The 12,331-nt window shown below is 68.8% G+C and carries 11 protein-coding genes; all 11 read left to right on the plus strand.

Annotated features, from left to right (window positions below):
- The first annotated feature begins 27 nt into the window (after window positions 1–27).
- The 11 genes from AACL56_RS10715 to AACL56_RS10765 all read left to right on the plus strand — a co-directional run bounded on the left by AACL56_RS10715 (window position 28) and on the right by AACL56_RS10765 (window position 12,328).
- Window positions 28–840, plus strand: coding sequence for a cyclase family protein (locus AACL56_RS10715; protein ID WP_339089819.1), 813 nt, complete (start codon window positions 28–30; stop codon window positions 838–840).
- Window positions 837–1,571 (plus strand): SDR family NAD(P)-dependent oxidoreductase, encoded by a 735-nt coding sequence (locus AACL56_RS10720; protein WP_339089820.1) that lies wholly within the window; start codon window positions 837–839, stop codon window positions 1,569–1,571. Before AACL56_RS10715 ends, AACL56_RS10720 begins: the two co-directional genes overlap by 4 nt.
- A gap of 53 nt (window positions 1,572–1,624) precedes the next feature.
- Window positions 1,625–2,791: an ABC transporter substrate-binding protein gene (locus AACL56_RS10725; RefSeq protein ID WP_339089821.1), complete on the plus strand. Its 1,167-nt coding sequence runs from the start codon at window positions 1,625–1,627 to the stop codon at window positions 2,789–2,791.
- A 46-nt stretch (window positions 2,792–2,837) separates the two neighbouring features.
- Entirely contained in the window at window positions 2,838–3,980 is a 1,143-nt protein-coding gene (locus AACL56_RS10730) for an ABC transporter substrate-binding protein (RefSeq protein WP_339089822.1), read from the plus strand.
- A gap of 140 nt (window positions 3,981–4,120) precedes the next feature.
- Window positions 4,121–5,452, plus strand: a complete 1,332-nt coding sequence (locus tag AACL56_RS10735) for an aromatic ring-hydroxylating dioxygenase subunit alpha (protein ID WP_339089823.1) — start codon at window positions 4,121–4,123, stop codon at window positions 5,450–5,452.
- The gene (locus tag AACL56_RS10740; protein ID WP_339089824.1) at window positions 5,449–5,913 is read left to right on the plus strand and encodes an aromatic-ring-hydroxylating dioxygenase subunit beta; all 465 of its coding nucleotides are present in this window, start codon (window positions 5,449–5,451) and stop codon (window positions 5,911–5,913) included. The genes AACL56_RS10735 and AACL56_RS10740 overlap by 4 nt, the downstream gene beginning before the upstream one ends.
- Window positions 5,914–5,953: 40 nt before the next feature.
- Window positions 5,954–7,117: an ABC transporter substrate-binding protein gene (locus AACL56_RS10745; protein WP_339089825.1), complete on the plus strand. Its 1,164-nt coding sequence runs from the start codon at window positions 5,954–5,956 to the stop codon at window positions 7,115–7,117.
- A gap of 34 nt (window positions 7,118–7,151) precedes the next feature.
- A complete protein-coding gene (locus tag AACL56_RS10750; protein ID WP_339089826.1) occupies window positions 7,152–8,207 on the plus strand; it encodes a branched-chain amino acid ABC transporter permease in 1,056 nt (351 codons plus the stop codon).
- The gene (locus tag AACL56_RS10755; RefSeq protein WP_339089827.1) at window positions 8,204–9,994 is read left to right on the plus strand and encodes a branched-chain amino acid ABC transporter ATP-binding protein/permease; all 1,791 of its coding nucleotides are present in this window, start codon (window positions 8,204–8,206) and stop codon (window positions 9,992–9,994) included. Before AACL56_RS10750 ends, AACL56_RS10755 begins: the two co-directional genes overlap by 4 nt.
- Window positions 9,991–10,722: an ABC transporter ATP-binding protein gene (locus tag AACL56_RS10760; RefSeq protein WP_042582496.1), complete on the plus strand. Its 732-nt coding sequence runs from the start codon at window positions 9,991–9,993 to the stop codon at window positions 10,720–10,722. Before AACL56_RS10755 ends, AACL56_RS10760 begins: the two co-directional genes overlap by 4 nt.
- The gene (locus AACL56_RS10765; RefSeq protein ID WP_339089828.1) at window positions 10,712–12,328 is read left to right on the plus strand and encodes an ATP-dependent acyl-CoA ligase; all 1,617 of its coding nucleotides are present in this window, start codon (window positions 10,712–10,714) and stop codon (window positions 12,326–12,328) included. Before AACL56_RS10760 ends, AACL56_RS10765 begins: the two co-directional genes overlap by 11 nt.
- Window positions 12,329–12,331: the final 3 nt, after the last annotated feature.

Consider the following 12,331-nt stretch of genomic DNA (forward strand, 5'->3'; position numbering starts at 1 on the left):
TTCCTGGAACAGAGATCGGAGACTGAAATGACGACAAGCACCGCACTGATGTCCGCCGCCGAAGTCCTCGGCGGCCTGGTGACGGCCATGGCCAGCGGCCGCATCCGCGTGATCGACCTCACGCAGACGCTCACGCCCGAGTTCCCGCAGATCGCACTGCCGCCCGAGATGGGCCAGTGCTGGCCCTTCCGCATCGAGGAGGTGTCGAAGTACGACGAGCGCGGTCCGGGCTGGTACTGGAACAACTTCTCCTGCGGCGAACACACCGGCACGCACTTCGACGCGCCGATCCACTGGATCTCGGGGCGCGACCTGCCGAACAACTCGGTGGACACCATCCCGGTGCAGAACTTCGTGGCGCCGGCCTGCGTGATCGACTGCTCGCCGCAGGTGAAGGACGACCCCGACTACCTGCTGACGCTGGAGGACATCGAGGCCTACGAGGCGGCCCACGGCCGCATCCCGAAGGGCGCATGGGTGCTGATGCGCACCGACTGGTCCAAGCGCACCGACCCGGAGGCCTACCAGAACTTCGACGAGACCGGCCAGCACACGCCAGGCCCGAGCACGGCAGCCGTGCGCTTCCTGGTCGAGCAGCGCGACGTGCTGGGCTTCGGCTCCGAGGCCATCGGCACCGACGCGGGGCAGGGCTATCACCTGCGCCCTCCCTACCCTTGCCACTACTACATGCATGGCGCGGGCCGCTACGGCCTGCAGTGCCTGAGCAACCTCGACCTGCTCCCGCCGGCCGGCGCGGTGCTGATCTGCCCGCCGCTGAAGATCGAGAAGGGCAGCGGCAGCCCGCTGCGCGTGCTGGCCCTGGTGGGAGCACCGGCATGAGCGGCGCGGCGCCCAAGGTCGCGGCCGTCACCGGCGGCAGTGCCGGCATCGGCAAGGCCATCTGCGAAGACCTGCTGGCGCAGGGTTACGAGGTGGTGTCGCTCGCGCGGCGCAAGGCCGAGATCGATCACCCGAAGCTGCACAGCATCGAGGTCGACCTGAGCGACCGCGTGGCAACCGGGCAGGCCGTGCAGGAATTGGTGCAGCGCTTCGCTCCCACCACCATCGTGCACAACGCCGGCGTGATCCGCGCCGCACTGCTGCCCGATGTGAAGCTCGACGACCTCGACGCGCTGGTCGATCTGCACCTGGGCTGTGCCATCCAGCTCGTCCAGGGTGCATTGCCCGCCATGCGTGCACAGCGCTTCGGTCGCGTCGTGCTGTTGTCCTCGCGTGCCGCACTGGGGCTGGCCACGCGCACCAGCTATTCGGCCACCAAAGCCGGCATGCTGGGCATGGCGCGCACCTGGGCGCTGGAGCTCGCGCCCGAGGGCATCACGGTGAACGTGGTGGCGCCCGGCCCGATCCGCACCGACATGTTCTACGACGTGGTCGAGGCCGGCAGCGAGAAGGAACGCGCGCTCGCCGCATCGGTGCCGGTCAAGCGGCTGGGCGAATCGGCCGACGTGGCACGGGCCGTGCGTTTCTTTGCCGACGCCGACAACAGTTTCGTCACCGGCCAGGTGCTGTACGTGTGCGGTGGCACCAGCGTCGGCAGCCTGGCGCTCTGAATCCGCTTTTGCTTTCCCTCGTTCCATCAAAAAACCACCACTGGAGCATCGCCATGAAAGTCCTGAACCGAATTCGCACACTCGCAGCCATCGCCGCCGGCTTCGGCGCGCTGAGCGCCGCGGGCGCGTGGGCCGCCGACCTGAAGGTCGGCTTCATCACCTCGATGTCGGGCCCGGTGTCGTCGCTCGGCATTCCCTACGACAAGGGCATGAAGGCGGCGCTCGCCTACAAGGCGGAGGTCGGCGGACGCAAGGTGCAGGTGATCCAGCTCGACGATGCATCCGACCCGTCCACCGCCGCGCGCAACGCGCGCAAGATGATCGAGGAGGACAAGGTCGACGTCATCATCGGCACGGCCGGCGCGCCGGGTTCGCTGGCCATCGCCGGCGTGGCGCGCGAGACGAAGACCCCGCTGATCTCCATCGCCAACGCCGACCTGGCGGGCGAGGAGGGCGCATGGATGGTGACGCTGCCCCAGCCCGCGCCGCTGATGATGGGCGCGATGGTCGAGAAGATGAAGCAGGCCGGCGTGAAGACCGTGGCCTACATCGGCTACTCCGACGCCTGGGGCGACCTGGTGTACGACGCGCTCATGAAGTCCACGCCCGCGGCCGGCATCAAGGTGGTGTCGAACGAGCGCTATGCGCGCAGCGATTCGTCGGTGGCCGGGCAGGTGCTGAAGATCGTCGCGCTGAAGCCCGATGCGGTGATCACCGGCGCCTCGGGCACGCCCGGCGCGCTGCCCTACCTGGCGCTGACCGAGCGCGGCTACAAGGGAAAGATCTACGGCATGCACTCGCTGATCAACCCCGACTTCATCCGCGTCGGCGGCCCGTCGGTCGAAGGCCTGCTGGCGCCCACCGGCCCGGTGGTGGTGGCCGAGCAGCTGCCCGACGCCAACCCGATGAAGAAGATCGCGATGGACTTCCGGGCCGCCTACCAGAAGGCCAACGGCGCGCCGCCCACCGACACCTTCTCGGCCTACAGCTTCGATGCCTGGTTGATCTACCTCGACGCCGCGCAGCGCGCGCTGGCCAGCAAGGCCGAGCCCGGCACGCCGCAGTTCCGCCTGGCGCTGCGCGACGCCATCGTGAGCACGAAGGAGCTGGTGGGCACGCACAGCGTCTACAACTTCAAGCCGACCGACCGCTACGGCTCCGACGACCGCTCGCGCGTCGTGGTGAGGCTCGACAAGGGCCAGTGGAAGCTCGTGCCCTGAGCCGCCTGCATCGCCCGAACATCAGAACCGCACCGAACCACCTCACATGAAAAAGATCACCCGCATCCTTGCCGCGACTGCCATCGCACTGGCCGCCGCACAGGCCATGGCCGCCGACCTGAAGATCGGCTTCATCAGCTCGCTGTCGGGGCCGGTGGCAGCGCTGGGCATTCCCTATGAGAAGGGCATTCGCGCGGCCATCGCCGAGCACCCGGAGATCGCCGGGCGCAAGGTCCAGCTGATCGTGCTCGACGACGCCTCCGATCCCACCACCGCCGGGCGCAATGCACGCAAGCTCGTGACCGAGGACAAGGTCGACGTGCTCATCGGTACCTCTGGCGTGCCTGGCGCCATGGCCATCGCCGCGGTGGCGAAGGAGCTCAATACGCCACTGATCTCGCCCACGCCGGTGACCATCGCGGGTCCGGAGGGCGCGTGGACGGTGACGGTGTCGCAGCCGTTTCCGCTCATGGTGGCGGGCGTGGTCGAGCGCATGAAGAAGTCCGGCGTGAAGACGGTGGCTTTCATCGGCTTCTCGGATGCGCTGGGCGACCTGGCCTACGACTCGCTCGTGAAGAGCGCCGATGCGGCGGGCATCAAGGTGGTCGCGAACGAGCGCTATGCGCGCAGCGATTCCTCCGTGGCCGGCCAGGTGCTGAAGATCGTCGCGGCGCGGCCGGACGCGGTGTTCGCCGGCAATTCGGGAACGCCCGGCGCGCTGCCCTACATCGCGCTGGCCGAGCGCGGCTACAAGGGAAAGATCTACGGCACGCACGGCCTCATCAATGCCGACTTCGTGCGCGTGGGCGGCGCCTCCATCGAAGGCCTGCAGGTGCCCAGCGGCCCGGTGCTGGTGGCGGACCAGCTGCCCGACAGCAACCCGATCAAGAAGGTGTCGATGGGTTTTCGCAACGCGTACCAGAAGGTCAACGGCGTGGTGCCGACCGATGCCTTCTCGTCGTACACCTACGACGCGTACCTGCTGCTGGCCGATGCCGCGTCGCGTGCCAAGGGCGAGCCCGGCACGCCGCAGTACCGCACCGCGCTGCGCGACGCGATCGTGAGCACCAGGGAGCTGGTGGGCACGCACGGCGTGTACACCTTCAAGCCGGACGACCGCTACGGCTCCGACCAGCGCGGCGTGGTCATCGTGCAGATGACCAAGGGCCAGTGGAAGCTGGTGCCATGAACGCGCTCGCCCGCAGGCTGCGCGCAGGTCGTGTGGCTTCGCCAGCCCCCTGCCGCGGGCAACACCAGTGGCCCGGCGAAGCCGGTTCCACGGTGTTCCCCGAAGCACGGTGACATGACTCCCGGCAGGAGCACGTTCACATGACCACCTACCGCAACCGCCCCGATCTCGTCGCGGCGCTGGTCCGCAACGACCGTGTGCACCGCGACCTGTACCTCAGCGACGAACTCTTCGCGCTGGAGCAGGAGCATCTGTTCGCCAACACCTGGGTCTTTCTGGGCCACGCGAGCCAGGTGCCCGAGGCCGGCGACTTCGTCACTCAGGACATCGCGGGGCGGCCGCTGCTCATGGTGCGCCATCCCGGCGGCGAGGTGCATGTGCTCTACAACCGGTGCGCCCACAAGGGCACGCAGCTGGTGACGGACGAGTGCGGCAACACCGGCCGCTTCTTCCGCTGCCCGTACCACGCCTGGACCTACAAGCTCGACGGCGCGCCGCTCGGGCTGCCGCTGAAGAACGGCTATGAAGGCACACAGCTGAAGGCCTGCGAGTCGGGGCAGGGGCTGGCGGCGGTGAAGCACGTGAAGGTGTACCGTGACTTCGTGTTCGTGCGGCTTTCGGACAAAGGGCCGTCGTTCGAGGATTACTTCGGAGAAGTGCTCGGCGCCATCGACAACATGGTCGATCGTTCGCCGGAAGGCCGGCTGACCGTCGGCGGCGGTGTGCTGCGCAACATCGTGCACTGCAACTGGAAGATGTACCTCGAGAACATCAACGACACGGTGCATCCCATGTCGACGCACGAATCGGCCACCAAGGCGGCCGAGGCGCTGTGGGAAGGGCACGCGCCCACCGACCCCAAGCCGATGGCAATGGAGCAGATCCTGCCCTTCGGCTCGGGCTACGAATTCTTCGACAAGATGGGTGGGCGCGTGTTCGCCAACGGCCACAGCGTGCTGGGCGTGAACTTCAGCATCCACTCGAACTATGCGCAGCTGCCCGAGTACGAGGCCGCGATGCGCGCCGCTCACGGCGAGGCGCGCGCCACAGAGATCCTGCAGCGCTCGCCGCAGAACTCGGTGTTCTATCCGAGCCTGTCGGTCAAGGGCTCGCCGCAGGCGATCCGCGTGATCCGGCCGCTGGCCGCCAACCGGACGCTGATCGAGGCCTGGAGCTTCCGCGCGGCCGGTGCACCTGCGCTGCTGTTCGAGCGCGCCATGAGCTACAACCGCCTCGTGTTCTCGCCGATGTCGGTGGTGGCGCACGACGACGTGCACCTGTTCGAGGGCATCCAGCAGGGCCTGCGCGCTGGCGGCAACGAATGGGTAAGCCTGCACCGCAATTACGACGAGGCGGAACTTCAGCAGGCCACCGTCACCACCAACGGCACCAACGAGCTGCTGATGCGCAACCAGTTCCGCGCCTGGGCGAAATCGATGGCGGCGGGCATGAATGCGGAGGCAGCCCCATGACCGACCCGCGCGATGTCGTGGCCCACGAGGCCGCGCTGCTCGACGAGAAGCGCTTCGACGAATGGCTGGCCCTGTTCGCGGAGGACGGGCACTACTGGGTGCCGCTGCTCGGCGCGGCGCAGGCCGATCCGTTCTCCCATAACTCGCTGGCCTACGAGGACAGGCTGCTGCTGCAGCTGCGCGTCGACCGCCTGAAGAATCCGCGTGCCCATTCGCAGCATCCTGCCAGCCACAGCCAGCATGTGCTGCAGCCTTCGCGCGTCGAGCACGAGGATGCCGACGAAGTTCGCCTGCGCACGCCGTTCCTCTATGTCGAGGCGCGCGGCGAAGACCAGGTCCTGCTCAGCGGCACCGCCCGGCATCGGCTCGTGCGCACGGCCGAGGGCTGGCGCATCCGCGAGAAACGCATCGACCTGCTGAATGCCGCACGGGCGCTGCCGGCCATCCAGTTGTTCATCTGAGTTACCCGTTCATTCCCACCATCCTCACCGGAGCTACGAAATGAAGAGCCTGATGCAGACCTTGACGCGCGGCGCACTCGCCGCGGCACTCGCCGCCTGTGGCATTGCCAGCGCATTCGCGGCCGACCTCAAGGTCGGCCTGAGCGTGTCGCTGTCGGGGCCGAATTCCTCGCTGGGCGTGCCCTACGCCAAGGGCATGCAGGCTGCGCTGGCCTACAAGCCCGAGGTCAACGGCCGCAAAGTGCAGCTCATCGTGCTCGACGACGGCTCCGACCCGACCACGGCCGGGCGCAACGCGCGCAAGCTGATCGAGGAGGAAAAGGTGGACGTGCTCATGGGCACTTCGGGCGTGCCGGCCGCCATTGCGATGGCGCAGGTCGGCAAGGAGGCGAAGACCCCGATGATCGGCCTCACGCCCATCCTGCTCGATCCCAAGGAGAACCCGTGGGTGATGACGGTGGCGCAGCCCACGCAGCTGATGATCGACGCCGTGGTCGAGCGCATGAAGCGCAACAACGTGAAGACCGTGGGCTACATCGGCTTCTCCGATGCGTGGGGCGACCTGGTGTACGACGCGCTGATGAAGTCCGCACCCGGCGCCGGCATCAAGGTGGTGAGCAACGAGCGCTATGCGCGCGCCGATGCCTCGGTGACGGGGCAGGTGCTGAAGATCGTGGCGCTGCGCCCCGATGCCGTCATGACGGGTGGCGCGGGCACGCCGGGCGCGCTGCCGTTCCTCGCGCTGCAGGAGCGCGGCTTCAAGGGCGGCGTGTATGGCCAGCACGGCCTCATCAACCCCGACTTCGTTCGCGTGGTCGGTGCCGCCGGCCAGAACGCGCTGATGCCGACCGGTCCGGTGATCGTGGCAGAACAGCTGCCGGCGGACTACCCGACCAAGAAGATCGCGACGGACTTCCGCGCGGTGTTCCAGAAGGTGAACAACGCGCCGACCAGCGATGCCTTCTCGGCCTACTCGTTCGACGGGTGGCTGGTGTTCGCCGACGCCGCCGCGCGCGCCATGAAGAGCGCGGAGCCGGGCACGCCCGAGTTCCGCGTGGCCCTGCGCGACGCCATCTTCAGCACCAAGGAGGTGGTGGGCACGCACGGCGTCTACACCTTCAAGCCCGGCGATCTGTACGGCGTGGACGAACGTGCGCGCGTGATCGTCAAGCTCGACAACGGCCAATGGAAGCTCGCACCTTGAACCGCATGCCCCTGATTTTCCGGAGGGCCGCGCGATGACATGGGACGTGGCGCTCATCCTTCTCACCGACGGCCTGGCGAACGGCGCCGTCTATCTTCTGGCCGGCCTCGGCCTGGTGCTGATCTTCTCCGTCACGCGCGTGGTTTTCGTGCCGTTCGGCGACATCGCGGCCTTTGCGGCGCTTTCGCTCGCGGCCTTCGAGACCGGCCGCGTTCCGCCGACCATCGGCATGGTGGCGGTGCTGGCGGCGCTGGCGCTGGCCACCGAGGTCGGCAGCCTGCTGCGGCGCGGCGAGGCCGCGCGCATTCCCAAGGCGGTGCTGATGTGGGGCGTGTTGCCTGCGATTCCTTGCGTGCTGGCGTGGCTGGCCGCGCGGCCCGGCGTGCCGGTGGCGGTGCACATCGCGGTCGCGGTGCTGCTGGTGGTGCCCATCGCGCCGCTGCTCGCGCGCGTCGTGTTCCAGCCGATCGCCGACGCATCGGTGCTGGTGCTGCTGATCGTGTCGCTCGCGCTGCACTTCCTGCTGTCGGGCCTGGGCCTGCTGTTCTTCGGGCCCGAGGGCTCGCGCACCACGCCGCTCACGAGCGCGGTATTCACCTTGGGCGACGGCTTCACCGTCAGCGGCCAGGTGGTGCTGATGGTGGGCGCGGCGATCGTGCTGAGCGGGTTGTTCTTCCTCGTGTTCGAACGCACGGTGGCCGGCAAGGCGCTGCGCGCCACCGCCGTGAACCGCGTGGGCGCGCGGCTGGTGGGCATCCGCCCGGTGCGCACGGCGCTGCTGGCCTATGGCTGCGCATCGCTGCTGGCCGGGCTCATCGGCGTGCTGATCGCGCCGGTGACGACCATGTACTACGACTCGGGCTTCATCATCGGCCTGAAGGCCTTCGTGGCCGCGATCATCGGCGGTCTCGTGAGCTATCCGATGACGGCCGTGGGTGCGCTCGCGGTCGGTGTGGTTGAAAGCTTCGCTTCGTTCTGGAGCGGTGCGCTGAAGGACGTGATCGTCTTCAGCCTGCTGATCCCCGTGCTCATGCTGCGGTCCTTCATGGCCGTGCATGCCGAAGAGGAAGAAGACGAGGTGGACCAATGAACGCGAACCGCAGCAAACGCAGGGCGTGGATCGCCGGCATCGTCGTCGTGCTGGCCCTGGTGCCGGTGCTGGCCGGCAGCTTCACCGTCTCGCTGCTGAACGACATCGGCATCGGCGCGCTGGTGGCGCTGGGCCTGGTGCTGCTCACCGGTGTGGGCGGCGCGACCTCGTTCGGGCAGGCGGCTTTCGTGGGCATTGCGGCCTATGCCACCGCATGGCTCACGACCACGCAGGGCATGTCGCCCTGGATCGGACTGTTGTTCTCGCTGCTGCTCACAGGGCTGTCGGCGCTGGCCATCGGCATGCTCACGCTGCGCCTCGGCGGGCACTTCCTGCCGCTGAGCACGATTGCCTGGGGGCTGTCGATCGCCATGCTGTTCGGCAACGTCGATGCGCTGGGCCGGCACACGGGGCTGTCCAACATTCCGCCGCTGCGCGTGGCGGGCTGGTCGCTGGCGGATCCCCGCGCGATGTACTACCTGATCTGGGTGGTGGTCGGGCTGGCCTGCCTGTTCAGCCACAACCTGCTGCAGTCGCGGCCGGGGCGTGCCATCCGCGGGCTTCGCGGCGGTGCGACTTTGCTGGCGAGCGTGGGAGCAGATGCGTACCGCGTGCGGCTGTCGCTGTTCGTCACCGCGGCGCTGTTCGCGGGGCTGGCGGGCTGGCTCTATGCGCACATGAACCGGTTCGTGAGCCCCTCGCCCTTCGACGTGCGCGCCAGCATCGAGTACCTGCTGATGGCGGTGGCCGGCGGGCTCGGCCAGCTCGCCGGCGCGCTGGTGGGCGCGGCGCTGGTGCTGGTGCTGAAGAACGGCCTGCAGGACGTGTTGCCGATGCTCACGCAGCGCGCCGGGCAGCTGGAGGCCGTAGCTTTCGCCGCGCTCTTCATCCTGCTGCTGCATTTCGCGCGGGGCGGGGTGATGGGCCTGTTGCGTCGCTGGACGCGCCGCCGTGGCGGTGCGCAGGGCCCGTCGCGCCACGAGGCCGCACCGGTCGACCCGCTGCCGCACCGCACGTTGCCCCCGCGCGGGTCGCCGGTGCTGTCGGTGAACGGCGCCGTCAAGCGATTCGGCGGACTGGTGGCGGTGAACGACGTGAGCTTCGATGTGAAGGCCGGAGAGATCGTCGGTCTGATCGGGCCGAACGGCGCCGGCAAGTCGACCATGTTCAACCTGCTGACCTGCACGCTCCCGATGAGTGCCGGGCAGGTGCGTTTTCTCGAGAACGACATTGCCGGCATGCCGCAGCGCGAGGTGGCGCGGCTGGGGCTGGCGCGCACCTTCCAGCATGTGAAGCTGCGCCCGCACATGAGCCTGCTCGACAACGTGGCGCTGGGCGCGCATTCGCGCACGCGCTCCGGCATCCTGCAGGCGGGCTTGCGGCTCGACCGCACGGAAGAAAGCCAGATCCTCCAGGAGGCGCAGCGCCAGCTCGACCGCATCGGCCTGGGCGATCGCGCGCATGAGCTGGCGGGCAGCCTTCCGCTCGGCACGCAGCGCATATTGGAGATCGCACGCGCGCTGGCCGCCGACCCGGTGCTGCTGGTGCTCGACGAGCCCGCAGCCGGCCTGCGCCGCAAGGAAAAGATGGCGCTCGGCGACCTGCTGCGCAAGCTTCGCGAGGAGGGCGTGACCATCCTCATCGTCGAACACGACATGGACTTCGTGATGAAACTGGTGGACCGTCTGGTAGTGATGAACTTCGGCTCCAAGCTCGTGGAGGGCGTGCCGTCGGCGGTGCGCGCGGACGAGCGCGTGCAGGCGGCCTACCTGGGGAGCGTCGTATGACCGCGATGCTCGAGATCGGGGATCTGCACGTTTCCTATGGGCAGGTGGAAGCCGTACGCGGCGTCTCGCTCGACTTGCAGCCCGGCCAGATCATCTCGGTGATCGGGCCGAACGGCGCGGGCAAGACCACGCTGCTGGCCGCCGCCATGGGACTGCTGCCCTGCAAGGGCACGCTGCGCTTCGAGGGCGAGGATCTGCAAGGGCTCGACGTGGAGGCGCGCGTGGAGCGGGGCCTGTGCCTCGTGCCCGAAAAGCGCGAGCTGTTCGGCGAACTCACCGTGCTCGACAACCTGCAGCTCGGCGCGTACGCCAAGCGGCTGCGCGGCGACGCCATGAAGAAGCGGCTGCAGTCGGTCTACGACCGGTTTCCGCGGCTGGCGGAGCGGCGTGCGCAGCGTGCCGACACGCTGTCGGGCGGCGAGCGGCAGATGCTCGCGGTGGGCCGTGCGCTGATGTCGGCGCCGCGCCTGCTGATGCTCGACGAGCCCAGCCTGGGCCTGGCGCCCCTGATCGTGCGGGACATCCTCACCATCGTGCGCAAGCTGCGCGACGACGGCGTGTCGATCCTGCTGGTCGAGCAGAACGCGCGCGCAGCACTCGAAAGCTCTGACGAAGGCTATGTGCTGGAGACCGGAGAGATCGCGCTGTCGGGTGCATCGGCCGAGCTGGCGAGCGACCCGCGCGTGCAGGCGACGTATCTCGGCGGAGGCACGCACGATGACGAATGACGCCCGCGCCGTGCCGCCGGGGCAGCGCACGCTGCCCGCGTTGCTGCAGCGGCAGGCCGCGCTGTTCGGCTCGCGTGCACTGTTGCGGATGGCGGGGCGGGCGTGGACGCACCGCGATGCGGCGCAGGAGGGCGCAGCGCGTGCCGCAGCGCTGGCGGCGGCCGGCGTGGTGCGTGGCGACCGCGTCGCGGTGATGTGCGGCAACCGTGCGGAGTTCCTCGAGAGCTTCCTGGGTGCCGGCTGGCTCGGCGCGGCGGTGGTGCCGATCAACACCGCGTCGATGGGACCGCAGGTCGAATACTTCCTGGCGAACAGCGAGGCGCGGCTGCTCGTGATCGAGGCGGGATACCTGTCGCGGCTTGCCACGGCGGACTTGTCGCGCACCACGTTGCGCGAGATCTGGGTCGTCGGCGAGACGGGCGAAACCGGCAAGACCGGCGAGAAGGAATCCATCGAATGGAAGGCGCCCGCGAGCGTTCGCGTGTCGGCATACCCCGGTGGCGGTGAACCGCTGCCGCCAGCAGCGGTCCAGCCGGGCGATCCGCTGGCGATCCTCTACACCTCCGGCACCACGGGACCCGCCAAGGGTGTGGTCTGCCCGCACGCCCAGTATTTCTGGTGGGGCGTGAACAGCGCCGAAGTGCTCGGCGTGCGTGCCGACGACGTGCTGTGCAGCACGCTGCCGCTCTTTCACATCAACGCGCTCAACACCTTCGCGCAGGCTGCGCTGACGGGTGCGGAAGTGGTGTTCGAGCCGCGTTTCTCCGCTTCGGGCTTCTGGCCGGCGATGCGCGCGAACGGGGCCACCGTCGTCTACCTGCTGGGGGCGATGGTGCCGATACTGCTGGCGCAGCCGGAAGGTACCGGCGAGCGCGATCACCGCGTTCGCATTGGCCTCGGCCCTGGCGTGCCGTCTGCGGCCGGCACCGCGTTCAGGGCGCGCACGGGTGTGCCGCTGCTCGAGGGCTACGGGTCGACCGAGACCAACTTCGCCATTTCCACTGCGCCCGACTCGCCGCGCGGCGGTGTCATGGGCTGGCTGCGCCCGGGTTTCCAGGCGCGCGTGGCCGACGAGGACGACGTGGCGCTGCCGCACGGCGAGGCCGGCGAATTGCTGTTGCGCGCGGACGAGCCGCATGCCTTCGCGAGCGGCTACTTCAACATGCCGGAGAAGACCGTCGAGGCCTGGCGCAACCTGTGGTTTCACACCGGCGACCGTGTGGTGCAGGATGCCGACGGCGCGTTCCGGTTCGTCGACCGCATCAAGGACGCGATCAGGCGGCGTGGCGAGAACATCTCCTCGTTCGAGGTCGAGCAGGTGCTGCTGAGCCACCCCGGCGTGGCCTCGTGCGCGGTGTACCCGGTGCGCTCCGAACTGGCCGAGGACGAGGTCATGGCCGCGCTGGTGGCGCGAGAGGGCGCAGCGGTCGATCCGGCCGAGCTGGCGCGCTTCTGCGAGGGTCGCCTGCCTTACTTCGCCGTGCCGCGCTACATCGACGTGCTGGACGACCTGCCGCGCACCGAGAACGGCAAGGTGCAGAAGTTCAAGCTGCGCGAACGCGGCGTGGGTCCGAGTACCTGGGACGGCCGGCCCGCACGGGCCTGAGGC

Source organism: Variovorax paradoxus, from assembly GCF_902712855.1.
Lineage (GTDB): Bacteria > Pseudomonadota > Gammaproteobacteria > Burkholderiales > Burkholderiaceae_C > Variovorax > Variovorax paradoxus_Q.